This window comes from Brevibacillus antibioticus (assembly GCF_005217615.1).
Classification (GTDB): Bacteria; Bacillota; Bacilli; order Brevibacillales; family Brevibacillaceae; genus Brevibacillus; species Brevibacillus antibioticus.
In genome coordinates this window covers 728,683-751,413 of the sequence record NZ_SZNK01000001.1, presented here as the reverse complement: position 1 = coordinate 751,413, position 22,731 = coordinate 728,683, and the positions used below count along the sequence as shown (strand labels likewise).

The 22,731-nt window shown below is 47.2% G+C and carries 24 protein-coding genes, 5 tRNA genes and 1 riboswitch; of the genes, 11 read left to right on the top strand and 18 right to left on the bottom strand.

Annotation, left to right across the window (positions count from 1 at the left end):
• Nucleotides 1-129 precede the first annotated feature (129 nt).
• Both E8L90_RS30100 and pdxK read left to right on the top strand, forming a co-directional pair.
• Nucleotides 130-303, top strand: coding sequence for a hypothetical protein (locus tag E8L90_RS30100; RefSeq protein ID WP_007723176.1), 174 nt, complete (start codon nt 130-132; stop codon nt 301-303).
• A 170-nt stretch (nt 304-473) separates the two neighbouring features.
• The gene (gene pdxK, locus E8L90_RS03730) at nt 474-1,301 is read left to right on the top strand and encodes a pyridoxine/pyridoxal/pyridoxamine kinase (RefSeq protein WP_137028048.1); all 828 of its coding nucleotides are present in this window, start codon (nt 474-476) and stop codon (nt 1,299-1,301) included.
• A 71-nt stretch (nt 1,302-1,372) separates the two neighbouring features.
• Here the strand turns inward: pdxK and rarD are convergent, their stop codons facing one another.
• Nucleotides 1,373-2,281, bottom strand: coding sequence for an EamA family transporter RarD (gene rarD, locus E8L90_RS03725; RefSeq protein ID WP_137028047.1), 909 nt, complete (start codon nt 2,279-2,281; stop codon nt 1,373-1,375).
• A 288-nt stretch (nt 2,282-2,569) separates the two neighbouring features.
• Here rarD and E8L90_RS03720 point away from each other — a divergent pair, with 288 nt between their 5' ends.
• From E8L90_RS03720 to E8L90_RS03710, 3 genes are all read left to right on the top strand, one after another.
• A complete protein-coding gene (locus tag E8L90_RS03720) occupies nt 2,570-3,478 on the top strand; it encodes an EamA family transporter (protein ID WP_137028046.1) in 909 nt (302 codons plus the stop codon).
• Between the two features lie 147 nt (nt 3,479-3,625).
• A complete protein-coding gene (locus E8L90_RS03715; RefSeq protein WP_137028045.1) occupies nt 3,626-4,090 on the top strand; it encodes a DinB family protein in 465 nt (154 codons plus the stop codon).
• On the top strand, nt 4,087-4,452 hold the full coding sequence (locus tag E8L90_RS03710; protein ID WP_137028044.1) for a glyoxalase superfamily protein: 366 nt from the start codon (nt 4,087-4,089) through the stop codon (nt 4,450-4,452). Before E8L90_RS03715 ends, E8L90_RS03710 begins: the two co-directional genes overlap by 4 nt.
• 85 nt (nt 4,453-4,537) lie before the next feature.
• Here E8L90_RS03710 and E8L90_RS03705 read toward each other — a convergent pair.
• From E8L90_RS03705 to E8L90_RS03660, 8 genes are all read right to left on the bottom strand, one after another.
• Nucleotides 4,538-4,613, bottom strand: a tRNA-His gene (locus E8L90_RS03705).
• Between the two features lie 17 nt (nt 4,614-4,630).
• A tRNA-Leu gene (locus E8L90_RS03700) sits at nt 4,631-4,717 on the bottom strand.
• An 8-nt stretch (nt 4,718-4,725) separates the two neighbouring features.
• Nucleotides 4,726-4,801, bottom strand: a tRNA-Val gene (locus tag E8L90_RS03695).
• 87 nt (nt 4,802-4,888) lie between these two features.
• A tRNA-Glu gene (locus E8L90_RS03690) sits at nt 4,889-4,962 on the bottom strand.
• A gap of 8 nt (nt 4,963-4,970) precedes the next feature.
• Nucleotides 4,971-5,063, bottom strand: a tRNA-Ser gene (locus tag E8L90_RS03685).
• 886 nt (nt 5,064-5,949) lie between these two features.
• Nucleotides 5,950-6,759, bottom strand: coding sequence for a hydroxyethylthiazole kinase (gene thiM, locus E8L90_RS03670; protein WP_137028042.1), 810 nt, complete (start codon nt 6,757-6,759; stop codon nt 5,950-5,952).
• On the bottom strand, nt 6,725-7,357 hold the full coding sequence (locus tag E8L90_RS03665) for a hypothetical protein (protein WP_137028041.1): 633 nt from the start codon (nt 7,355-7,357) through the stop codon (nt 6,725-6,727). Before E8L90_RS03665 ends, thiM begins: the two co-directional genes overlap by 35 nt.
• A 191-nt stretch (nt 7,358-7,548) precedes the next feature.
• Nucleotides 7,549-8,985, bottom strand: a complete 1,437-nt coding sequence (locus tag E8L90_RS03660) for an RtcB family protein (protein ID WP_137028040.1) — start codon at nt 8,983-8,985, stop codon at nt 7,549-7,551.
• Between the two features lie 183 nt (nt 8,986-9,168).
• Here E8L90_RS03660 and E8L90_RS03655 point away from each other — a divergent pair, with 183 nt between their 5' ends.
• The 3 genes from E8L90_RS03655 (at nt 9,169) to E8L90_RS03645 (ending at nt 12,469) form a co-directional block, all read left to right on the top strand.
• The gene (locus E8L90_RS03655) at nt 9,169-10,464 is read left to right on the top strand and encodes a helix-turn-helix transcriptional regulator (protein ID WP_208759413.1); all 1,296 of its coding nucleotides are present in this window, start codon (nt 9,169-9,171) and stop codon (nt 10,462-10,464) included.
• Entirely contained in the window at nt 10,451-11,260 is an 810-nt protein-coding gene (locus E8L90_RS03650) for a WYL domain-containing protein (RefSeq protein ID WP_137028038.1), read from the top strand. The genes E8L90_RS03655 and E8L90_RS03650 overlap by 14 nt, the downstream gene beginning before the upstream one ends.
• A 102-nt stretch (nt 11,261-11,362) precedes the next feature.
• The gene (locus E8L90_RS03645; protein ID WP_137028037.1) at nt 11,363-12,469 is read left to right on the top strand and encodes an N-acetylmuramoyl-L-alanine amidase family protein; all 1,107 of its coding nucleotides are present in this window, start codon (nt 11,363-11,365) and stop codon (nt 12,467-12,469) included.
• On the opposite strand, the gene E8L90_RS03640 is transcribed toward E8L90_RS03645, so the two are convergent.
• The 7 genes from E8L90_RS03640 to E8L90_RS03610 form a co-directional block, all read right to left on the bottom strand.
• Complete coding sequence (locus E8L90_RS03640; protein WP_137028036.1) at nt 12,454-12,930, bottom strand: hypothetical protein; 477 nt, start codon at nt 12,928-12,930, stop codon at nt 12,454-12,456. The genes E8L90_RS03645 and E8L90_RS03640 overlap by 16 nt on opposite strands.
• A gap of 173 nt (nt 12,931-13,103) precedes the next feature.
• Nucleotides 13,104-13,760, bottom strand: a complete 657-nt coding sequence (locus E8L90_RS03635) for a YitT family protein (protein ID WP_137028035.1) — start codon at nt 13,758-13,760, stop codon at nt 13,104-13,106.
• 278 nt (nt 13,761-14,038) lie between these two features.
• Nucleotides 14,039-14,605 carry a bifunctional adenosylcobinamide kinase/adenosylcobinamide-phosphate guanylyltransferase gene (gene cobU, locus E8L90_RS03630; protein WP_137028034.1) on the bottom strand — a complete coding sequence of 189 codons (567 nt, stop codon included), beginning with the start codon at nt 14,603-14,605 and terminating at the stop codon, nt 14,039-14,041.
• Nucleotides 14,606-14,617: 12 nt separating this feature from the next.
• A complete protein-coding gene (locus E8L90_RS03625) occupies nt 14,618-15,394 on the bottom strand; it encodes an ABC transporter ATP-binding protein (RefSeq protein WP_137028033.1) in 777 nt (258 codons plus the stop codon).
• A gap of 9 nt (nt 15,395-15,403) precedes the next feature.
• The gene (locus E8L90_RS03620; protein WP_137028032.1) at nt 15,404-16,441 is read right to left on the bottom strand and encodes a FecCD family ABC transporter permease; all 1,038 of its coding nucleotides are present in this window, start codon (nt 16,439-16,441) and stop codon (nt 15,404-15,406) included.
• A 1-nt stretch (nt 16,442) separates the two neighbouring features.
• Nucleotides 16,443-17,438 (bottom strand): ABC transporter substrate-binding protein, encoded by a 996-nt coding sequence (locus tag E8L90_RS03615; RefSeq protein ID WP_137028031.1) that lies wholly within the window; start codon nt 17,436-17,438, stop codon nt 16,443-16,445.
• Between the two features lie 158 nt (nt 17,439-17,596).
• A riboswitch (cobalamin riboswitch) is annotated at nt 17,597-17,746 on the bottom strand.
• Nucleotides 17,747-17,867: 121 nt separating this feature from the next.
• Nucleotides 17,868-18,815, bottom strand: coding sequence for an MBL fold metallo-hydrolase (locus E8L90_RS03610; RefSeq protein ID WP_137028030.1), 948 nt, complete (start codon nt 18,813-18,815; stop codon nt 17,868-17,870).
• Between the two features lie 169 nt (nt 18,816-18,984).
• Between E8L90_RS03610 and E8L90_RS03605 the strand changes: the two genes are divergently transcribed.
• Nucleotides 18,985-19,548 carry a pyridoxamine 5'-phosphate oxidase family protein gene (locus E8L90_RS03605; RefSeq protein WP_137028029.1) on the top strand — a complete coding sequence of 188 codons (564 nt, stop codon included), beginning with the start codon at nt 18,985-18,987 and terminating at the stop codon, nt 19,546-19,548.
• 68 nt (nt 19,549-19,616) lie between these two features.
• Here E8L90_RS03605 and E8L90_RS03600 read toward each other — a convergent pair whose 3' ends face one another.
• Complete coding sequence (locus E8L90_RS03600; RefSeq protein ID WP_137028028.1) at nt 19,617-20,375, bottom strand: MerR family transcriptional regulator; 759 nt, start codon at nt 20,373-20,375, stop codon at nt 19,617-19,619.
• Nucleotides 20,376-20,509: 134 nt separating this feature from the next.
• Between E8L90_RS03600 and E8L90_RS30090 the strand changes: the two genes are divergently transcribed.
• Nucleotides 20,510-20,680: a hypothetical protein gene (locus E8L90_RS30090; RefSeq protein ID WP_167497578.1), complete on the top strand. Its 171-nt coding sequence runs from the start codon at nt 20,510-20,512 to the stop codon at nt 20,678-20,680.
• A gap of 51 nt (nt 20,681-20,731) precedes the next feature.
• Here the strand turns inward: E8L90_RS30090 and E8L90_RS03595 are convergent, their stop codons facing one another.
• The gene (locus E8L90_RS03595) at nt 20,732-21,664 is read right to left on the bottom strand and encodes a manganese-dependent inorganic pyrophosphatase (protein WP_137028027.1); all 933 of its coding nucleotides are present in this window, start codon (nt 21,662-21,664) and stop codon (nt 20,732-20,734) included.
• A gap of 143 nt (nt 21,665-21,807) precedes the next feature.
• Here E8L90_RS03595 and E8L90_RS03590 point away from each other — a divergent pair, with 143 nt between their 5' ends.
• Nucleotides 21,808-22,581: a metallophosphoesterase family protein gene (locus E8L90_RS03590; protein ID WP_137028026.1), complete on the top strand. Its 774-nt coding sequence runs from the start codon at nt 21,808-21,810 to the stop codon at nt 22,579-22,581.
• Nucleotides 22,582-22,731 lie beyond the last annotated feature (150 nt).

Here is a 22,731-nt window from a genome sequence, read left to right as displayed (position 1 = left end):
TTCAGAAACATTTTACGATTTACGTAAATAACCATGCTTTCTTCAAAAATATGTAACAGCTACGTAACCTTTTGCAGTCTGCTACGTATTACAATATAGATGTCACCAAACCATGGAGGGTCGAAGAAGATGACTATCTATCGCTTTTTATTTGAAACAGCAACACGCAGATGGGTTGAAATCATCAAGGCACCCAGTATGTTTGAGGCAGCAAAGCAAGCCAAGCAACTTGCAACCAAGCGTTCCAAGTCCATGTCTACTACCATCAGCTTCTCATTTCACCACGCTGCTTCTCAAGCATAAATGCACACATACATAAACCGCTTGCCCGTTACGGGAGGCGGTTTTTATATTTTGGGGATATTATTGACAGCACCGATTTCTTCCTCTTTAATATAGAGAGAGGCATTACAGCGCATGACAGTATAGATCCGCTTCGATTGTGCAGCGGTATACAAAGGGAGATAATCACAATGACCATGAAGAAAGCACTCACCATTGCAGGTTCCGACACCAGCGGCGGAGCTGGTCAGCAAGCAGACCTCAAAACGTTTCAGGAGCTTGGTGTTTTCGGGATGACCGCCCTCACCGTTATCGTAGCCCAAGATCCACATAACGAATGGTTTCACGAAGTGTTTCCGATCGATGTCGCGATCCTGGAAAAACAAATCGAGACCGTACTCGCAGGAATTGGCGTAGATGCTGTAAAAACAGGGATGCTCGGAACCACTGAACTGGTTGACCTCGCTACCCGTAAAATAAAACAATACGATTTGAAAAATGTTGTCGTTGACCCTGTGATGATCTGTAAGGGTGCAGATGAAGCACTCCATCCAGAAATTGCAATCAGCCTGCGTGAAGTCTTGCTCCCACAGGCAACTGTTGCGACTCCTAACCTATTCGAAGCAGGTATTCTCAGCCAAATGGGCGCACTGAAAAGTGTCGATGACATGAAGGAAGCGGCAAAACGCATCCACGACTTCGGCACCTCTTATGTCGTGGTAAAAGGCGGCAGCAAACTTCAAAGCGGCAATGCCGTGGATGTTTTCTATGACGGGAAAACGATCGAAGTATTGGAATCAGAGCGCTTTGAGACGAGCTTTACGCACGGTGCCGGCTGCACATTCTCAGCTGCAATCTGTGCAGAATTGGCAAAAGGAAGCTCTGTAAACAACGCAGTAGCTGTTGCCAAAGAATTTATTACCGAAGCGATTCGCCACTCGTTTGCACTCAATAAATATGTGGGACCTACTAATCACGGTGCGTACCGCATGAAAAAGCACGGCGAAGCGATTTGCTAATCACGTTCTTGTAAATAAAAACTCCTGACCATATCCGAGTCTTTCTCGGCGTGTCAGGAGTTTTCTTATGGTTACGCTTGTTTTTTGATCGCGACCTCAGGATTGATTGGGGCAGCTTTTCGTTTCATGCGTACGGAAGACACCGTAAATACGATGAGCGCAGACCAGATGAATCCAAAGCTGATGAGATGTGTTTGGGTGAAAGACTCACCGAACAAGAAAACAGCTGATAGAAGCGATATCGTAGGCGCCAAATATTGAATGAAGCCCACAACGGAAAGTGGGAGTCTAGTCGTTGCTTGGGCAAACCAGTAGAGCGGCATGGCAGTAGCTACTCCCGCCAGTGTCAGCAATAAAAGTTGCCACCACGCTAAGGATGACATCGTCGCCGTCCCATTGACCTGTAGCATCAACAAATAACCGAAAGCAATAGGGGCCACGAACAGCGTCTCCCACGCCAGTCCGATCATCGCCTCCATTCGGACGAGCTTTTTCGCCAAGCTGTAAAAAGCAAAGGTCAGCGCAAGTGATAGAGAGACCCATGGAATCTCACCGTACTGGAAGGTGATGAACATGACTCCGAAAGCTGCGAATATAAGCGCGAGCCATTGCCCAGCATTCATTTTTTCTTTTAAGAAAAGGACGCCGAGCAGTACGGTGATGAGAGGATTCATGTAATAGCCAAGACTCGTTTGCATGACTTGATCGTTATTCACTGCCCAGATAAAAATGAGCCAGTTTGCGCTGATTAGCAGTGAACATATCGCTAATGCTCCGAACATTTTAACACCAGTAACCGCTCGCCACATACTGCGCCAGCGTTTCGTTACCTGAATAATGATTGCGACAAAAATAATCGACCAGACGATTCGATGAGCGAGTATTTCCCATGCTCCCATTGCCTGAAACAGCTTCCAATAGAGCGGGAGTAACCCCCAAGCCAAATACGCCACAATTGCGTAAATAATCCCCTGTCTCATCCTTGCTCCTCCATGTGTTTCGCCTTCTCTTTGTCTATAGACGACTTTTTGAACTTCTTCTCTATGGAGTAGTGTAACGGAAATATGAAAAATCAGCTATGTATTCTCACAAAGAATAAGGAGTCCCCTACACTTTCATTCGTTACCATATTACCAATGCATGCAGCTATCTAATTACCTTAGTAGCACAGTAAAGAGTGGACAAAAATTTTATTGTACCACTTTTAGACCTGTAGTACAATAGTCATTATTCTTCCGAGTTTAGTCATACGAAAGGAACTTTTACTTATGACATACTGGCGATCTATCTTTTTAGTTTTACTTGGCGCGTGTAGCTACGGTGTCCTCTCGATCTTCATGAAGCATGCATTTCAACTCGGCTTTACGCCATTTGAAATGAGTGGAAGCCAATTGATTTTTGGCGCCTTGATCATGACGATCATGGCCATCTTTTTCTCCAAGCAACGGTTTTCGTTCAAGTATTTGTTGCTCTTGGCACCAGCCAGCCTCATGATGGCCTCAACCAGTCTTTTTTACCATCAGGCTGTTAGCCGGGTCTCTGCTTCGCTCGCAATCGTTCTCCTCTTTCAGTTCACCTGGATCGGTGTCTTGTTGGAGGCGGTTGTGGATCGCAAATGGCCGACCGCTGAAAAATGGGTGTCTCTGGCTATGCTTGGAGCAGGGACCGTTCTTGCAAGTGGACTTAGCGAAAGCGGTATTCAGAGTGTAGACCTAGTCGGACTAATCTTCGGTCTGATGTCTGGCGCGACCTTTGCCCTGGTTATTTTCTTCAGCGGGCGTATTCTCCCTGGAATGGATCCATACTTGCGAAGCGCGGTTTCGATTAGTATGGCAGCCCTGATGCTCTCGATCATTTATCCACCAACTTTCTTGGTAAATGGTCAGCTTCTGCAAGGTTTGCTGCCGCTCGGTCTTTTGGTTGCGATCTTCGGTTCGGTCATCCCGATCTTCTGTTTAGCCGTCGGAGTGCCACGGATCGGTAATGGACTAGCTACCATTTTAAGTGCAGTGGAGCTGCCCACTGTCGTACTCTTGTCGAGTTTCGTGCTTCAAGAGACTGTCTCTCTCCCTCAATGGGGTGGCGTATTCATGATCCTCGCTGCCATTTGCGTACCGCAAGTAAAATGGCGGAAACTATTCTCCCCTTCTCGCGCCCTCGAGCAGGAAAGAATGTAGCGCCGTTTCTTATAACCGCATACAAAAAGCGTGCAGACGAATTGGCTCTGCACGCTTTTTTGACGATGCTCCCTCTTCTTATAGAAGGAAGATAGAATCTTTAACTCGAATTTATTTGCAAAGACTACCACTCTAGGGGGAAAGGATATGGAAAAACGGCATAAAGTGTTATTCCAGCAACTAGAGGATTATCGACAGGAGACATTAAAAGCAATCGATGGCTTGACGGAGGAAGATGTGAACATCATTCCTGATGGTTTCTCCAACAATATCTTGTGGAATCTGGGGCATATTCATCTCGATCAGTATTTATGGATCGCTCACCTTACAAAAGAAACGATTCCAGTCCCCCCTGGCTTCACCGAATGGTTTAACTTCGGGACAAAGCCTGCTGACTGGGATACACCACCACCGAAACTCGAAGTACTCGTCTCCTTATTACAAGAACAACCTCAGAAGATACAAACTGCTTACAAGGATCGATTAGAAGAAGAATTTCCCGCAACGGAATCCGGCATGCATACGATTGCACAAGTGCTTGTCCGAACGATTTTTCACGAAGGGATGCACCTCGCCTCCCTCCATACAATCCGGAGGTGTCTGGGCAAATGAATCAGATTATCACGCCGATTTTTCGTATATTTGATGTTGAGAAGGCAAGAGAGTTTTATGTGGGGTTTCTAGGTTTTCAGATTGATTGGGAGCATCAGTACGAGGATCATTTTCCTTTGTACATGCAAATTTCCTCTCCGTCGTGCACACTTCATCTATCTGAGCATCACGGGGATGCTTGTCCTGGCTCAGCGATTCGCGTACAGGTAGAGGACATTGAGCTTTTTCATCAGTCCCTATTGCGTCAAGAGTACAAGTATGCTCGTCCTGGTTTAGAGGAGACGCCGTGGGGAACGCGTGAAGTGAGCGTGACCGATCCTTTTGGCAATCGCCTTCACTTTTATCAGCCTGATCACTCGTAAACAAATACAAAGAAAGCCCAGCCGGAGGTTCCTTACAGGAGCCACCGCTGGGCTATTTCATTTTTACATTTTGAACATAAATAGATGGGGCGATCGATGGGACTTGAACCCACGAGTGCCGGAGCCACAATCCGGTGCGTTAACCCCTTCGCCACGACCGCCATATATAGGGTTTGCTTGGTGCGGTCGAGAGGACTTGAACCTCCACGGTGTTGCCACCACTAGAACCTGAATCTAGCGCGTCTGCCAATTCCGCCACGACCGCATATAAAATGGTGGAGGCTGACGGGATCGAACCGCCGACCCTCTGCTTGTAAGGCAGATGCTCTCCCAGCTGAGCTAAGCCTCCAGAAACCCCACAAAGTGACGCCAACGCAATGAAGCATATTCCGAGTACTTTGCGGAGACCCCGGTTTATTATACGGGGATGTTATAGTGACCCGTAGGGGATTCGAACCCCTGTATGACAGCGTGAAAGGCTGCTGTGTTAAACCGCTTCACCAACGGGCCAAGTATGATGGCGGATGGAGTGGGATTTGAACCCACGAGACGGTTCGACACCGCCTACACGATTTCCAATCGTGCTCCTTCGGCCGCTCGGACATCCATCCATCAAGCCTGCAAGCATTCGCTTTGGCAAGAATTAATCTATCATATTCACAACATGATTTCAAGTGATATTTTGAAAGTTTCCCCCTTGGTCCATCTCCTTGCCATTCATATCAGGCGAATATCTATTGAAACGAAAAAAGGGAAATTGCCTAAAGCAACTTCACTTTCTGTTCAATATGCTACAAGTAGTATTCCTTGACAAGACGGAGTGATGTCAGTTGTCCAAAAGAAAACGCCGATCCGTAGGCTTCCCCTGCTTGTACGGAAACTGGTGTGGGCCTGGATGCTCTGGGCCTGCTGCGCCAATTGATGATGTCGACAGATGCTGCAAGAGGCATGATGAATGCTATCAAAAGCACGGCTATTTTTCTTGTCACTGTGATCAGGAGCTCGTACGCTGCCTTCGAAATAAAGTAAATAACTCAACGGAAAAAGGGAGAATGGCCGGACTCATCTCGAATTTTTTCTCTCGAACAGGGTGCTTTCCCAGCAATCCTCGCTAGTTTTTTCTGAATCGTTCTCCTTGTCAGTTTTCATATGAAAATTGGTAACAACTTGGACATGAAACAGACATAATTGCCTTGTTTTTCCTTGTATTTTTTTGGTACTCTATTGAATGTCCAAGGAGGGTACGCAGCGTGGAATTGCACATACGAACAGACGCCAGTGTGGAGCCGACGTTAAAGAGAGAAATTATTTGTCATGGTATTTCCCGTTTTTATGTCCGTCCATACGATGATGATCACGTAGAATTTATATTTCTATCACTCTCAGAGCACCAGAAGAAGCTGCTGTCTTTTTCACTACGAAATTACAGCTACTGTCTAACATATCTAGCTTAATCGTTCTACGGCCATTTTTCTCCCCTTTTTTAAAGGGGAATTTTTATTCCCTTTTTTCGATATCCCCAAAACGGCGCACATCGTCTGCGGTCAAGTTATGCAAGGCATTCAAAAATTCGATTTGGAAGCTGCCTGGACCTACTCCAGCTACTTTCTCTGCTGCCAGCTGCGCAGCAACACCGTAGCATACCAATGCGGCAGCTCCTGCGATCAGCTTGTCATTTGCAATAGCTGCAAACGCTCCCATAACAGAGGTCAACAAACAGCCAGTTCCGGTCACCTTCGTTAAGATTGGATGACCATTATGGATCGAGTAAGTCATTTCTCCGTCCGAAATCACGTCGACCTTGCCCGTAATCGCAACGATTGTCCTTAGCTTTTTCGCTGCTGCTCTCGCTAGGTCCTCGACATCTCCGCCTGCTTCCTTCGCATCCACACCTTTTATCTCCCAGCGCTCCCCGATGACATTGGCAATCTCTGCTGCATTTCCTCTAATGAAGGCAAGGTCGAGTTCCTGCGCAAGATGTTGACTTGTCTCGGTTCGGTACGCTGTTGCTCCCGCTCCCACTGGATCAAACAAAACAGGCACGCCATGCTGATTCGCCGATTTTCCTGCGATCAGCATGGCTTCGATCTCATGCTCATTCAATGTCCCTATATTCAATACAAGAGCTCCGGCGATTTTTGCCATGTCTGCCACCTCTTGTTTGGCGTACGCCATGACAGGGGATGCACCCAGAGCTAACAAGCCGTTCGCTGTAAAGTTCGTGACCACTACGTTCGTCATATTATGTACAAGTGGATTTTCCTCGCGCACTTTAATTAGTAATTGCCCGATTGTCTCCAGAATCATGATTGTTACCCCTCTCCTCTTGAACGGCGACGCGTGGAATCATCTTGAACACCTCGATGACTTCCCCTAATATAGAATGCTCTTGCATGACGCCAATGATGATATACGATTGTTTTAAGATGGGTAATTCGCGCATGCTTGCTACAATTTTCCACACTTTACCATCGTCATCCGTCACACTAGCACTAAAGGAGACTCTTCCCGCCCCTTCTTTCAAGATGTCCACGGTATCAAGAACTCCGCAGATTTTCATCCGATCATCAGGATGCATGATCCGGTTTTCCTCGACCCATTTTAGCTTCATTTCTTCTACTTTTAGTGTTTTCCATCGATCAAGGAACTCCCAATCTTTGGAATGCGGAAATATATGCTTCGTTTGTTCAAGGAAGGTGTTGTACTCTCCGTGCAGTTGATCTACATAATCATCTACATCCTCAGAAATCACGCGAATCGAATCTTCTCCGCATGTACGGATGTGGTGAGCCAAGTATTTGAAGGACTCAATCATGTCAAAGTTTCCCCAGCCCCAGGCCTGTTCGCCGAATACTCCCCCCCGGGTTCGGCATTTTAGGCAGGTGAAGTAATAGTATGTAGGCATATCTGTTCCCCTATCTCCCCTATTTTGTCTCTCTTTTGGTATCGGTTGAGGAAGCGAAGCAATTTATGTTACATTCGAACCTATTTTTTAAACTTCTCACGCAATTTGTTCACAATTTACCTTCTATAATTTAGTATAAGTTAAATCACAAAAGGTGGCTCCCCCCAAAATTTTCAGGAAGCCACTCTTCATTATACTCCTTTTATAACAATAAGAGGGTTACATTTTGCTACGACAGAGGCAAGATTTGCTCCTACAACTGAATCGATGATTTGATCCACATCTTTATAGGCTTGCGGGCATTCATCAAGGATGGAAGCGAGCGAACGGTGATTCACCATGATCTCATCTTCCTGACCTACGCGCATTGCCTGCTCGAATTGATCGATGGTCACAAGCTCCTTGGTTGCTTTGCGGGAACGAACACGCCCTGCACCATGACAGATCGAATAAAAGTTTTTGGCTCCGGCCTCCGAACCGACCATGATATAGGACGATGTTCCCATAGAACCTGGGATTAAAGCTGGATGTCCTGTTTCACGATAAGCCTTCGGATTTTGGAAATGACCTGCTGGCAACGCCTTCGTCGCTCCTTTGCGGTGGACGAGCATCGGTGTATTGCGATGGAATTCTTTCAAGGCGTAATTATGCATCAAATCATATAGAACTGGTGTACGCATCTCACTACCGAAAATATCCCGAAACGCCTGCTCCACTGAAAATCCGATCATATGCCGATTCGTTACCGCAAAGTTCAGCGCGGAGTACATCAAATTCAAATACTGTTGCCCTTCCTCGCTTTGAATCGGAGCATATACCAGGCTCGGCTCGGGATTATGAATCCCCCATTTGTACATGGCTTCCTTGAAGCTTTTCGTGTAATCCCGCCCCAGCATTGCCCCCCACGCCCGCGAACCGGAATGAATCATGATGACAACCTGACCGTCGAACAGTCCCCACGCTTTCGCAATCTCCCTGTTCTCCTCCGCGATCTCGATATGCTGGATTTCAATAAAGTGGTTACCTCCACCCAATGTTCCTAACTGTCCCCACCCACGACTCCAAGATTTTTGCGGTATTTGCTCCAGGAAGGAATGGTCGAATTCAAATGTGTACTTTTCCACATGCGAGAACGAACGGCTCAGCGTGTCAGACGCTTCTTCTGTGTCCGGAATGTAGTTACCAGGAAGTCCTTTTAAGCCATGCTTCACCACTTCCTCTAAGCGAATATCCGTAAAATGTGTATTCCCCCGTTCGTTTGTCGGGACGTACGCTTCAATCGCTTCGATCAATGCCCGTTTTAGGCTCTTGTCTTTGAGGTCGTCTCGATGCAACGGAGTTAGATGCACACGCATTCCACATCCAATGTCTGATCCGACGATAGAAGGCGAGACAAATCCATCGGCAAAATTCCAAACCGCGGTCGTCCCAATGCAAGTCCCTACGCCTACATGCGCATCGGGGGTATACGAAAAATAAACATTTCGCGGAATACGCAAATTATTGTCTGCCATTTGATATACGCGTTCACCGAAGCTTGTAAAGACTTCGTCGTTCGCAAAAACGTGCACATCTCCATGCTCCAGCTTCACTTCACGATGGTTGTTTCCATGCAAAATTGTTTTCATCATCCATTTCTCCTGTCGCTCACAGCCTGCGCTGTTTTTCATACCCTTATTTTCCATCCGCACATATGATTTGAACATGGCAAAAGTATTACGAACCTCACTTTCTCATTGACTTCTCTTCAGCCTCTTCGTAATATGAGGACTAATTTGGAAAGAAATGACGAATGAATAAGGATGAGTGTAATGGCACGCGAAAGCTTTGACAAAGAGCTGCAATTGCTTCGTCTCCTCTTTCTGACCGCTGGTGCCTACAATCGGCAGCAGTTAGCCGAGCGACTCGGGATCTCCGTTCATACGCTTGATAAAACAATAAAAAAGCTGAAGGACATCCAATCGACCTTTTATCAGCATGTCGGCGATGAGGAGAAAAAAGAGTATTACGCGCAGCTTCGTTACAACTATTTTGAGGTAACAGACAATTTCTTGATGTTTTTGTACCATGCCAAATCATTGAAGGATTCGGAAGTAGAGCGACTGTCGCACATCTTGGAAAAGCTCAAACAACAGCCTCTCTCCATTAAAGAATTACTGGAGACGTTTGTGGATACAGAGCCGGATGAAAAAACAATTCGCCAGGACATGAAATACCTCGAAGAAATTGGTGCGATAAAAAATGTTAGTGAGGTCAGACCGTACGTTTATCAATTGGACGGTGAGCTACTGGATTCGCTGACGGACGACGAGCTATTGGATCTGTATGATTTCATCGACTTCATGGCCAATACACAGCTACCGGCCGTCCCAGGTTATCTTCTACAGGAAAAAGTTAAGCGTTATCTCAAATATCGCTTGAAGCTAACCGATGCATCTGCATTTTTATACAAATATCATTTCGTCTCACGTATTCTCGATGAATATCAAGCCTTGCTTCTCACGGAAGCCATTCGTCAGCGAAAAATCGTTGAGTTTCACTACTACACGCCCAAACGTCGAAAGTTTTACGATTCCCAAAATACAAATCCGGCTTTCCAACGGGATACATCCGGCCGACATCAAAAAGTAATCCCACTCCGGGTTATTTTTGATCATCAATACGGCAGATGGTACTTGCTGGCACAAGGATGCGGCAATGGTCCGCTGCGCAAATACCGCGTGGAAGGTATGACCAAGCTCGTAACAGGCAAATCCGTTACGCCGGAAATTTTCACTTCCTTGCAAGCAAGTGCAGATGAGCGCATTTCCCACAGTTGGCTGATTGATACGGGAAAACTCGTAACCGTACGCCTTCGCTTTTTTCAGCCTCGCGACACGCCGCATTCCTTTATCCAAGAGCGAGTGGAGGCACAAGGGCAATGGGGGATTGTGACAGAGGAATCACGGGAGAGCTTTGTGTACGAGATAAACGTGAACAGCACAATGGAAATTACTCCGTGGATTCGCAGCTTCGGTTCGAGCGTGGAAGTTCTTGAACCGCTGTTTCTTCGCAAGCAATTCCAAAAAGAATGGGAGGAGCTGCTCGCCTACTATGAATCTGTTTGATAAGATACATAATTACCAGCTAGTGACGCGGCTGGATGAAGCCGGTGTTTATCCGGTAACCTCACACGAAAAAGCGTGGCTGGCCTTGATGCTGGCGAATCCGTCTGCGGCAGAAATTTTCGAGCCTGCTACTCTCGATAAGCTTCGCCGTTTAACACACATACCAGAGAGTGAATCGACCGAACAAGAACGATTCGTGGAAAAAGCGCAAACGCAGGCCAAACAGCTCTGGAGTCCACTCGTGCGCACCCTGCGACGAATCATTCTCGGCAAGAATCACATAAAAATAACCGCAGCCACGAACAAAGGCCCGGTTTTTCGTAATCAACGAGGGGTTCCCTACAAGCTGGAATATTCACTTGCCAAGAAGGCCTGGTACCTGATCTGGCTAAACATGTCTTCCAATCGCCTGATCACGACTCCGCTGCATCTCATTCGCTCCGTCGATGAGCTTTACATAGAAGATGTATGGTATGACAGTTTTTTACCGACCATTTCGGAACAGATCCAACAGCGCAAGCAGATGGCAAAAATTGTGGTCATCCCTCGTTACAACGCTGAGCTCCAGCGCATCTTGTACGCCTTTTCCTGTTTTGACAAAGAGGTCGCTTTTGACCCAGAATCGCAGGTGTACACGATCACCCTGCACTTTCTATCCGACGAACAGGAGTTTATTTTATCGCGCATTCGTTTTCTCGGCCTGCGGGTAAAAGTAGTAGAAAACGATCAACTCAAACAGCGAATGGCAGAGTCAGCAACGAACGCCTTGGCAAGGTATACCGAAACTTCACTTTGATTGTCCCAAAAAATCAGGAAATCATACCCTATTCGGTTTCCTGCATTTCCCTTATGATAGTTCAGGTGAGATAGTAGCTAATCCAAGTCAGAGGTAGAAATGATGAAAACAACATGTAAAAAAGCGTCTCTCCTATGTGGGCTATGGCTTAGTCTGTCATGGCCGTTTATTACGGAACCGACGCAAGCAGCAAGTGTCATCCAGGCTAAAGTGGTTGCAACCTCTCTGAACGTTCGCAGTGAGCCAGCCCCCAATGCTTCCATTGTCGCTACCGTGCCGAATGGAGCCGTCGTGACGATTACGGATGAAGCATACGGTTGGGCAAAAATTAGATTCAATCAAAAGGTAGGCTGGGTCGCGGGGTATTACTTGCAAAAAGGAGCGGTAACGAATGCGAGTTCAGCTTCTTCACCAGCCAATACAGCCACTGTCAAAAGCAAACAAGGCACGGTTTTGGCGGATTCGCTTCGAATGCGCAAAGGGCCAAGCACGAGCCATGAAATTATTCTTTCGCTACCTAGAGGAACCCGTGTAGACATTTTGCAAAAGCAAGGAGACTGGGTCCAAACGAGAACTTCCAGCGGACAAACAGGCTGGGTGTCAGCAACTTATATTGGCGATGCCAAGTCCAGCACTCCGGTGTCCAAAAGCTCCAAAACGCCAGGCTTAAAAGGAAAAGTCATCGTCATCGACCCAGGACATGGTGGCTCCGATGTCGGGACACAGGGAACTAAGTGGAATAGCATGGAAAAAACGTTGAATTACAAAACGTCCATGTTGCTCGCCAACAAGCTGCGACAGCGGGGTGCGCAAGTCTTCATGACGAGGACGAGTGACACAGAAAAGCCTTCGCTAGCTCAGCGTGTCGCTTTTAGCGAATCAAAGGGAGCGGATGCCTTCATTAGCATCCATTACAATTCTTCTGTGAAACCAAATAGCGGTACCCTCACCTTTTATTATTCGCAAGACAAAGACGAGCCGTTAGCTCGGGCGATTGAGTCTCGCTTGGCAGGTGGCATCGGCTTAGGAAGCAATGGCATTTCATTCGGTAATTACCACGTTCTACGCGAAAACAATGATCCATCCGTCTTACTTGAGCTTGGCTTTCTATCGAATCAAAAGGATGAAGGCATCGTCCGTACATCGTCCTATCAGGACAAAGCTGCGCAGGCGATTACGGAAGCGCTAGCAGACTACTTCGGTCGATAATCGTACGGCTGGACGCTGTACGAGAACAGCTTACGCTCGAATTTCCCTTTGGCACCAATGATCTGATACCAGGTCTCGCCGATCAACAAATCCGTTGCGAAATCTTTCTCCAGCAGATTGGTAATCATCTCCATGACCGCTTTTTCATTGTCTTTTTGGATTTTCAACGACAAGGCCAGGACGAAATACACCTGGTCTTCTTCCATTTCCAGCAAATGCAAACGGGCTGTACCACGGCGTTTGGCGTTGAAACCATCGATCACATTCGACAGACCTTTTTTTGCCTGCACTTTATACTTTGTCGCTTCCCTCCAAGAGGAAATAACCGCATCGTACAACGAAAACGTCAAGATGAAATGGCTGACGTAATCCTTCGGGTCAAAAGGCTCCGGTCCCATTTGCTTCTCATCCGCTGGTATGACAACGAATGCTTTGTAGTTGCTAAAAAACGGATCGCTCATGGCAGGTCCTTTCCTTCGATAATATCTTTTGTGTTGGTTAGTATCCACTAGGAAAGCAGGTTATTATGTACAAAAACGATCATAAACGTTCAAAAGGCCGAGTCGACATGAAAACCGACTTGGCCTTTTGCTTGCTTTTGTATAGGCATGTTTTTCAACTGAATATCTACTCATTACCGGTGGGTCATCGAGACGCTTCCATGCCCGTGCTCCTCTTCCATGACCTCCATTCCTGCACCATGATTGACGGTCCAGGTGATGACTTGGCTGGAAATGACAACGGCCAAAATGGTATACATCATCTCTTTCATCGGTACGAACCAGAACGACATGCAAAGCACAATGACGTCCAGTAAAAGAAAGACCGTACCAATGGACAATCCCGTGTACTTACTGATCAACAGGGAGAAAATATCGTCTCCACCTGTCGCAGCTCCATAGCGCAGAACCAATCCGGTACCCAGTCCGGTCAATACACCGGCCAAGACAGACGCCAGCGGCATCATTCTGCTCATATCCATGACAATCGGTGAAAATCGTTCAAACAACTCGTAAAATACAGTAAAAACAAGTGATGCAAAGATCGTGTCCCAAATGAACTGGCGGCCTCTTACTAACCAGGCAACCAAAAACAGTGGGATATCCAGCAAAAGCATCACCATCGCTGGCGACAAGTCAAAGGCATATTTCGCCAATAACCCCAAGCCAACAAACCCACCTTCAGACAAATGGTTCTGAAAGTTAATGTGATAATACGCAAAAGCAAGTAAACAAGCTCCAAACAAAATCATACTGTAACGCTTAGATAACTGCAGCGCTCTCCTCATCATGGTTTCCTCGCATTTTTGTCGGTTTAGGCACAGACGACCAACCGACTACCGAGGAACTTCGAAAGTATAAGTCGCTACTCATACATATGGCCTCGCTTTCGTAGTAGGTTAGTCGTCTTCAGTGACGGTCGACTACTACGAAGCTAGATGTAGGAGAGGTCAAAACGTTTCCAGATCGTCCTATGGGGACGCATGGTATCCTGATCCCTTCCATGGCTTTTCTTGTATTATATCACAAAAAAGGTGAAAAGACGACTCGAAACCGTCTTTTCACCTAGCTAAAATCGGAAGGCTTGTCCTTTAAGCTCCACCGGAATCCCTGCTGTGACAAGAAAAACTTGATCGGCAGCGGCAGCCACGCGTTGATTCATCAACCCCGCCAAGTCTCGGAACATACGGCCCAACGGATGTTGCGGGACGAGTCCATCGCCTACTTCGTTTGTCACCAGTAAAACGGTACCTGGGTAGTTCTTTAGCTTGGTTACCAGCCTATCCACATGCTGGAGCACTTGCTCAAACGGCTGCTCCTCTCCATCATGCAACAGCCAATTTGACAGCCAAAGGATCAAGCAATCAACCAAAATCACTGTCTGTTGTTCCTGTATATCCTTCTGTGCGCCGAGCTTCGCAAGCCATTCCGTCAATCCGTACGGCTCCTCAATCGTTTCCCAAGGGAAGCCAGACTGCAAACGGCGGTCTCGATGGTGCAAGATCCGCTCTTCCATTTCTTCATCAGTGATTTGTGCCGTCGCGATGTAAACACCCGAGGAGCCCAAATGAGCTGCGTATTTTTCGGCAAACGTGCTTTTTCCGCTGCGTGCTCCACCTGTAATCAGTACGATCATGCATCTGTCTCCTTACACTTGCGATTGCAAAATAATTTGCGGCAAATGATGAACAGGATGCTCCATGACAATCGGTCTGGTTCCGTATACAGCCTCTATGCTGTCACTTTGCAAGATGTCTTTTGGTGTACCGACGCTTATCTGCTTTCCTTTATGCAGCATCAAGATACGATCGCAGTATATAGAGGCCAGATTCAGATCGTGCAGCACAGCAATAACCGTCACCTGCGTCGCCTTTTGCCATTTTCGCACGATGTCCATCAGTTGAATCTGATACCCGATATCGAGGTAAGTCGTGGGTTCATCGAGCAAGAGCACCTGAGGTCTTTGGATCAATGCTTTCCCCAAAGCTACGCGCTGCTTTTCCCCACCACTCAACTGATCCAGTGTGCGCTCTTCCAAATGTTCAAGACCGAGCATCTGTACGATTTCATCAATGAAGGATGCGACATCCTGCTTCTCTTCCCCAAGCCAATTTTGGTACGGAAAGCGCCCCATCTCCAACACCTCTCGAACACGGAATCCGACTGGCGGAAGACCCTCTTGCTCCAAAACAGCCAGTATTTTGGCAAGCTCTTTGCGTGGATAGGAATGAAGCTTTTTCTCCTGAAGCAAAATGTCTCCGGCATCAGCCTTGATGACTCCTGAAATCATCTTCAGCAAGGTGGATTTACCGCTTCCATTCGGTCCGATAATGCCAAAAAATTCTCCCTTGTCCACGCAAAAATCGATTCCGTGCAAAACTGGCGTATCGTGATACGATTTTTGCAAGTTGCGCACATTGATCATAAGCTTACGTTACCTCTTCCTAAAGCGTTTATTTTGCTTCAATAAATAGGCGAAAAACGGTGCTCCCAGAAATGCTGTCACGACACCGAGCGGGATTTCCGTTGGACTTAGCAGCATTCTGGCAAGAGTGTCGGCCCACAGCACATAAATACCACCGCAGATCGCAGCCATCGGCAGTAAAATACGATAGTCAGGACCAACTAGCAATCGGACGAGATGCGGTACCACCAAGCCAACGAACCCGATAATACCTGCGATAGAAACCGCCGCTGCAGTCAGGAGAGTCGAGATGACCAAAACCACCAGCTTCGTTCGATCCACATGGACGCCGAGATGCGCAGCCTGCCGCTCCCCCAACGCAAAGAGGTTCAAGGAACGCGCATAGCTCACCAGCACCATTCCACCTATGACCAAGTACGGTATCAAGACGTACGTAAAGGCCCAGCCGCGAAATGACAGGCTGCCCATCAGCCAGAATACGATCTCATTCACCGTCTGATCAGATAGCGACACCATAAAGGAAACGAGCGAGCCGAGAAAAGCCTGCACCACGACTCCAGACAAAATCAGGGTCTCCGTTTGCAGCTTTCCTTGCGTGTTCGCGAGTCCAAGTACGATCCATAAACTGAGCAATCCTGTAAGAAAAGCGACGACAGGCGTGCTCCATGCACCCAAAAAGCTGATTTGCAAGCCAAAAAGGATTAAGAAGGCTGCTCCGACAGCAGAACCGGATGCCACGCCCATCGTAAACGGATCGGCGAGCGGATTGCGCAAAACTCCCTGAAAGCCCGCTCCCGCAAGTGACAAGCAGGCCCCAATCAAGACAGCCAATACAACGCGTGGAAAACGAACCTTCATGACAATTTGCTCAGATGACTCCGGCCACGTTACGGTGATCCACTCAGACAAGCCCGGGATTTGATGGAGCAGGATGAGCCATACCTGCGAAATGGGGAGGTGTGCCGCCCCCATCGAGATACTGATGACTATTGATGCCAGAAGGACGAGACAGCTAACTCCTCCCCCTATGAACAGTCGCTTCTTCATTTTATTTCACCAAGTCAGGGTAAATCGCCTTGGCTACTTCGATCAAGCCTTGTGTAATACGCGGACCGGGACGGGACAAAATATTTTGGTCCATACCAAAGATTTGTTTTTCACGAATCGCCTTCATTTTATCCCAGCCATTGCGATTGGCGATCATATCCTCTAGCTTGACACCAGTCTTTTCATCGGTAATTCCGCTCGCGTACAAAATGACATCAGGGTCGTTTTGCAAAATCTTTTCTTCACTGATCGGATTCCATCCCTCGGTGTCTGAGGCAATGTTTGTCGCCCCAGCCAGCGTGATGAGTTCGTCCATGAATTCTCCTTTTCCGACTGTCCAGCCTGGGGAGAATTCCAGATATACCTTTTTCTTCTGTTCCGGTTTTACATTTTTCACCGCTTCTTGAACGTACGCGATGTCTTTCTTCATTTGCGCGACGACTTTTTCGGCTTGTTCCTGTGTGTTCGTGATAACTCCCATCGCCAACACATTGTTTAGAATGTCATCCATCTTTGTCGGATGGGTAATATAGACGGGCATTCCGAGAGATTTCAGCTTGTCAGCCACTGGCTTTTCCATTGAAATCCCACCAACGACCATATCCGGCGTTTGAGCGAGAATCGCTTCTTCATTTGGTTTGACGACTCCGCCAATTTTCGGCTTTGCCTTCGCCGCATCTGGATAATCGTCATAGTCTGAGACAGCTACGATCCGACTTTCCAAGCCAAGCGCGAACAAAATCTCTGTCTCGGCAGGTGATGTTGAGACGATTCGCTCAGGAGCTTTTGCAAAGGTTACTTCTTTTCCTGTCGCATCCTTGACTGTCAACGGATACGTTGTTTGTTTGGCAGGCTGCTCGGCCGCATTCTCTTGCGGTGCTGTCTGCGGTGCACTTGTTTGTCCCCCTGGTGCTGGCTGGCCGTTATCGTTACCCGCACAACCTGCGAGGCTCGCCGCAACTAGTAGTGGGATCATGAATCGCAATGAACGTTTCATATGTAGAACTTCCTTTCTGCGTGTCTGATTGACTGTCCCTTCCAATAAAAAAAGCGACCCTTGCTTCCATTCGGAAATCAAAAGGGTCGGCACCTCAGGGCAAACAGCCAAAGATGGTCTGCTTCCTGAAATAGGCCGATCCTTTCCGCGAAGGCAACAGGCACGAAAACAAACAGGCAGGTCTCCTGGCTTACGGCTCAGGAACGAGCCGATTTACAGTGGCGGGACCGCGTCGGATTTTCACCGACTTCCCTTTTCACCCGATCTTTTTGTTAAAAAGACGAGGCACCTATTTGCTGTTACGTTTGAATTTGTCACAGTCCATGACTCATCCTACATCATAGCATTCCTTAGATGAAAAAAGAATGACAAACAGAAATGAAAAACGCCTGAACAAAAGGTTCAGGCAAATGGAATGCTTATGGCGGGCTATTCCCCTCGTTTGTGCAAATAATCTAGAATGCCCATGGAGCATACTTGTAAATCGAGCTTGAGTACGTCGAAAATTCCATGGTCACCGCTGATGCCTTGTGACTGTATATGATCGGAGACTCGTTCAAATAACTTACGTGACAGCTCGTCGTATGTATGTCCAGCCGCAAGCGCTGTCTCTCCTTCCGCTACAAACATGGGGAGCCACTCGCGTATTTGGCGGTACACGTCATCTACCTGCTCTGACATCCCAAAATGACCAAAGTAAATGCGGCTCAGCTCGCGCGCTTCAAAACGGCTTAGAGACGCTAACATGGCATCCGGGTTAAACTGATTCGGCGAAGTAGATGGTAGTACGAGGTGTATGCCATCCTTTTTAAGCTGTGGATAGAGCACACCTGCCGTATCACCTGTAAACATGCCGCGGCTTATGGGATCATAGATGCTGAAGTGATGATTGGCATGCCCCGGTGAATCCAGAAACTCCAACACACAATTCTCTCCGATCTCTAGTGTATCCCCGTCTCCGCGAATCAAAATCCGCTCCTCGGGAACTGCCACAATCGGATCGAACAATCGATCAAATTCATCATGATACACCGCTCTCGCCCCTGCGATCAGTCGGCTCGGATCTACGAGATGACGTGCACCTTTCGGGTGGACAACGATCTTTGCATTCGGACAATCCTTCAGAAACAGTCCGGCTCCTCCCGCATGATCCAAGTGAATGTGCGTCACAATGATATATGTTACTTGTTCCAGTGTATAACCGAGCTTGGCGAGACCGGCCTTGATGTATGGGACGGAGGGGCTTGGCCCAGTTTCTACCAAAGTGAGCTTCTCTTCCGTGATCACATACGTCCCCGTACGTTCCGCCCAGCCCATATCGAAACCGTCTATTAAATGGATGCGTTCCCCTAAATAAATTGGCTCTGTTGCTTGCATGTAAATACTCCTCCTTATTCAAAAGTCTCGAGTCGCCTTTATGTTGTGGGAATATTTACACTTTACCATCTATTTTGTAGGGAGTGGGGATGAATAACACAAAGTCTTCATATTCTCATGGTAATATGATGGCAGCAAAGACAATTCCATTATCTGGAGGGGTGCTAAAATGGGGAAGCTTTTTTCTGAATTACGACCTGAGCATGAGGCGTTTATTAAGAAGCAACAGATGTTTTTTGTTGCCTCTGCTCCTATGGACACAGATGGTCACGTAAATCTTTCACCAAAAGGGTACGATTCTTTTCGCATAATATCGCCCACAGAGGTCGCCTATTTGGATCTGACTGGAAGCGGAAATGAAACCAGTGCTCATCTTCAGGAAAATGGCAGGATTACTCTCATGTTTTGTGCATTTGAAGGCCCCCCTCTCATCATGCGCCTCTACGGCAAAGGAACGGTTATTCTCCCAGATACGCCTCGTTGGGATGAGCTCGTAAAAGACTTCCCGCTTCTGCCTGGCGCTCGTCAAATCATTACCGTAAACATCCTTGAAGTAAAGACTTCTTGCGGTTGGGCCATTCCCTTCTATTCCTTTTCAAAAGAACGCGACACCCTTCAAAAATGGACCTTGGCTAAAGACGAGCAGGAACTGCTTGCTTATCAACAAGAAAACAACGTACGTAGCATGGATGGATTGCCAACACCATTGGGACAAAAGCTTTTCTCGCAGTAGAAGGGGATGACGAAACTTAACAACGCAAAGAAGCTGCCTTGCTCGCAGCTTCTTTGTTTGAAACTTCTTTACTTGCTGGTATAAATGGCCACTGCATCGCGGAGAAACTCGGCTACACCTGGCTGTTCCTTGTCATAGTAAGCGGTAAAGCGCGGGTCATCAACGTACATCTGGGCTACACCTGCGTGCGCTTCTTTACTGTAGCTGTCCCAATAAAAGCTGAGCCATTGACGGTGAAGATCCGCTGCTTTTTGGGCAAGCTCATGAGCAGGATTTCCCGTCGTAAAAGCCTGTGCCAATGTCTCATGGAGTTCTTCATTCAACTGCTCTAGTGCAGTGTATTCCTGCTCGGTCATTCCTTTGATTTTCTGATGGGATTTGTCAACCTGGTCGCTTCCATATTTTACACGAATTTCTTCTCCGTACTGCGTCTCGTTGTCGTCAATCAACTTCTGCTTGAAGCCTTCGAATTTTTGTTTGTCACTCATCGCTTTGGTCCCCTCTCTTTGTGCTAATGTCAAATTGACATTGGCGATTAACGCATCCAATTGCGCTCGCCTTTCCAGGAGCTTCTCGCGGTGCTCCCGCAGTGCCCGTTCAGCATCAAAGGTTGGTGAATCCAGGATCTCCTTGATCTCCTCCAAGCTCACACCCAGCTCGCGGTAAAAAAGGATTTGCTGCAATCGATCCACCTCAAGCTGTCCGTAAATGCGATACCCTGATGAATTGATTCTCGCCGGCTTGAGAAGCTCAATTTCATCGTAGTATCGGAGCGTCCGGGTGCTGACACCCGCCAGGAGTCCTAGCTTTTGCACCGTATATTCCATGTTCATTCCTCCTGACAAATTGATCGTACACATTTACGGACCGTCAATGTCAAACACATTTTCATCAAAAAATAGCGTTACTTTATTTTCATCATTTGCTAAAATATAGATAAAACCGTGCAAGGGGGACTTCTATGCTCTATATCATCGGATTCTTTGTAGCTGTACTTGGTGCTGGATGGGGATTAACAGGACTGCTTAGTCTCAAAGCGAGAGATAAACATGCCATCACCCATTACAGTGACGATGCATATGCCCAGCAAACCTTGTACCAAATGCACAACAACCCTACCCAAGGAATGTAACCATAGAAAAAGGCTGCCCGCAACTTGTGCATAGGCAGCCCTTCTTATTTCTTACAGCGCTTGGAATGTATCAGTCAAAATCGGTACGATTTGCTTTTTGCGGGAGACAACGCCCTTCAGAATAGCTTTGTTGTCCACCAATGTTACTTGGTACGCTTTTTCTACTGCCTTTGTTGCGCTGCCGAGTGCGATCGCAACAGAGTCGTTGTTCAAGATATCGGTTACGACAAACACGAACAGGTCCAAACCTTTTTCAGCGATATTTGCATTCATAGCTGCTTCTAGTTCGCTTTGGCGTGCGAGTACATCATTTACATCCACTGCATTTACTTGTGCGATTTCTACTTTCGCATTGCCCATTTGGAACTCTTTTGCATCCAATGTGAGCAGTTGTGCGATTGTTTTGTCGCTCAGGTCTGCCCCCGCTTTGAGCATTTCCAGACCGTATGCTTGTAAATCAACACCTGCGATTTCAGCCAGCTCATGAGCAGCCGCTACATCTTGCTCGGTGCATGTCGGGGATTTCAACAGCAACGTATCCGAAATGATAGCAGAAAGCATCAAGCCCGCCATCTCTTTTGGAATGTCTACGCCGTTTTCTTTGTACATTTTCTTCAAAATGGTAGTCGTGCATCCAACCGGCTCGGCACGGAAGTAGAGAGGATTGCTCGTCTCAAAGTTTGCAATACGGTGATGATCGATCACTTCTACCACTTGCACTTGCTCAATGTCATTCGCGCTTTGTTGGCGCTCGTTGTGGTCTACAAGGATAACTTCATTCACTTCATTCGCCACTGTTTCTACGAGGCGCGGCTCTTTTACTTGGAAGTAATTCAACACAAATGCCGTTTCGCTGCTGATTACACCCAGGCGTACAGGCTCTACATTCGCGCCCAATTTTGTTTTCAAGTCAGCGTACACAAGTGCTGAACAAATAGAATCTGTGTCTGGATTTTTATGACCGAAGATTAATTTTTTTTCCATCATCCATACTCCTTAATCGTAATTTGGCTTCCAAATTATACCACAGCTTAGCGGATATGCCCAAGATACATTATAGGTTCAAATCAGATCATTGAAAATACGATTTTGAAGATCTATCAGGAATGAATGGGAGGCGATGTGAGATGAGAGTGGCAGCTTTGTATGACATTCACGGGAATGTACCTGCACTACATGCAACGTTGGCAGAACTTGAAGTTGTGAAGCCTGATCTTATTGTCATCGGAGGGGATATCATCTCAGGGCCGATGCCCGTCCAAACACTTGAAATACTCTTCCAATTGGATACACCCGTGCAATTCATCCGTGGTAATGGCGAACGTGAAGTACTCCTCACATTTGACGGAGAGATGCAACGTCTAGAAATGTCTGATTCTGTTCGAGAAATCACGTCATGGGTTGCGGAGCAATTGAACCGCTCTCATCGTGACTTTCTGGCGCAACTCCCTCTTACCTACACGTTAAAACGAGAAGATTTCGAGGACGTGCTATTCTGCCACGCCATTCCCACCAATGATGAAGATATTTTCACCCCACTCACTCCTGATGTAATTGTGGCCGCTTACTTTGAGGGGACGCTGCAACGAACAGTCATCTGTGGTCATACACATGTCCAATTTGAACGTCACCTTAGCGATCTGCGTATTCTCAATGCCGGAAGTGTGGGCATGCCGTATGCCGACAAACCAGGGGCATACTGGTTATTGCTTGATGGTGACAGCTATGAGCATCGCTTTACACCCTATGACGTAGAAGCTGCTGCAAAACAAATCGCTTCTACGAACTTTCCGCAAGCTCAGCAGTTTGCCGAAGAGAATGTCCGAAAAATACCTACGGTTCAAGAAGCGATCGAATTTATAGAGGCCCTGGCACAAAAAAACCGACCCTCTACTTATTAAAGGGTCGGTTGAGAAAGATAGCGAATTCGATTAATCGTCCCAGTCTACATCCAGTTTCATGGATTTAATGTTGCCGTTCACTTTAGCCAACACGATTTTGGCGGTACGCTGTAATATTGGTTGCTATGTGCAAAGACTGATACGCTGACG

Bases quoted from the DNA above. Each gene is read 5' to 3' on its own strand.
- E8L90_RS30100 (WP_007723176.1), top strand. From the start codon at position 130: ATGACTATCTATCGCTTTTTATTTGAAACAGCAACACGCAGATGGGTT.
- pdxK (WP_137028048.1), top strand. From the start codon at position 474: ATGACCATGAAGAAAGCACTCACCATTGCAGGTTCCGACACCAGCGGC.
- rarD (WP_137028047.1), bottom strand. From the start codon at position 2,281: ATGAGACAGGGGATTATTTACGCAATTGTGGCGTATTTGGCTTGGGGG.
- E8L90_RS03720 (WP_137028046.1), top strand. From the start codon at position 2,570: ATGACATACTGGCGATCTATCTTTTTAGTTTTACTTGGCGCGTGTAGC.
- E8L90_RS03715 (WP_137028045.1), top strand. From the start codon at position 3,626: ATGGAAAAACGGCATAAAGTGTTATTCCAGCAACTAGAGGATTATCGA.
- E8L90_RS03710 (WP_137028044.1), top strand. From the start codon at position 4,087: ATGAATCAGATTATCACGCCGATTTTTCGTATATTTGATGTTGAGAAG.
- thiM (WP_137028042.1), bottom strand. From the start codon at position 6,759: ATGATTCTGGAGACAATCGGGCAATTACTAATTAAAGTGCGCGAGGAA.
- E8L90_RS03665 (WP_137028041.1), bottom strand. From the start codon at position 7,357: ATGCCTACATACTATTACTTCACCTGCCTAAAATGCCGAACCCGGGGG.
- E8L90_RS03660 (WP_137028040.1), bottom strand. From the start codon at position 8,985: ATGAAAACAATTTTGCATGGAAACAACCATCGTGAAGTGAAGCTGGAG.
- E8L90_RS03655 (WP_208759413.1), top strand. From the start codon at position 9,169: ATGGCACGCGAAAGCTTTGACAAAGAGCTGCAATTGCTTCGTCTCCTC.
- E8L90_RS03650 (WP_137028038.1), top strand. From the start codon at position 10,451: ATGAATCTGTTTGATAAGATACATAATTACCAGCTAGTGACGCGGCTG.
- E8L90_RS03645 (WP_137028037.1), top strand. From the start codon at position 11,363: ATGAAAACAACATGTAAAAAAGCGTCTCTCCTATGTGGGCTATGGCTT.
- E8L90_RS03640 (WP_137028036.1), bottom strand. From the start codon at position 12,930: ATGAGCGATCCGTTTTTTAGCAACTACAAAGCATTCGTTGTCATACCA.
- E8L90_RS03635 (WP_137028035.1), bottom strand. From the start codon at position 13,760: ATGATGAGGAGAGCGCTGCAGTTATCTAAGCGTTACAGTATGATTTTG.
- cobU (WP_137028034.1), bottom strand. From the start codon at position 14,605: ATGATCGTACTGATTACAGGTGGAGCACGCAGCGGAAAAAGCACGTTT.
- E8L90_RS03625 (WP_137028033.1), bottom strand. From the start codon at position 15,394: ATGATCAATGTGCGCAACTTGCAAAAATCGTATCACGATACGCCAGTT.
- E8L90_RS03620 (WP_137028032.1), bottom strand. From the start codon at position 16,441: ATGAAGAAGCGACTGTTCATAGGGGGAGGAGTTAGCTGTCTCGTCCTT.
- E8L90_RS03615 (WP_137028031.1), bottom strand. From the start codon at position 17,438: ATGAAACGTTCATTGCGATTCATGATCCCACTACTAGTTGCGGCGAGC.
- E8L90_RS03610 (WP_137028030.1), bottom strand. From the start codon at position 18,815: ATGCAAGCAACAGAGCCAATTTATTTAGGGGAACGCATCCATTTAATA.
- E8L90_RS03605 (WP_137028029.1), top strand. From the start codon at position 18,985: ATGGGGAAGCTTTTTTCTGAATTACGACCTGAGCATGAGGCGTTTATT.
- E8L90_RS03600 (WP_137028028.1), bottom strand. From the start codon at position 20,375: ATGGAATATACGGTGCAAAAGCTAGGACTCCTGGCGGGTGTCAGCACC.
- E8L90_RS30090 (WP_167497578.1), top strand. From the start codon at position 20,510: ATGCTCTATATCATCGGATTCTTTGTAGCTGTACTTGGTGCTGGATGG.
- E8L90_RS03595 (WP_137028027.1), bottom strand. From the start codon at position 21,664: ATGGAAAAAAAATTAATCTTCGGTCATAAAAATCCAGACACAGATTCT.
- E8L90_RS03590 (WP_137028026.1), top strand. From the start codon at position 21,808: ATGAGAGTGGCAGCTTTGTATGACATTCACGGGAATGTACCTGCACTA.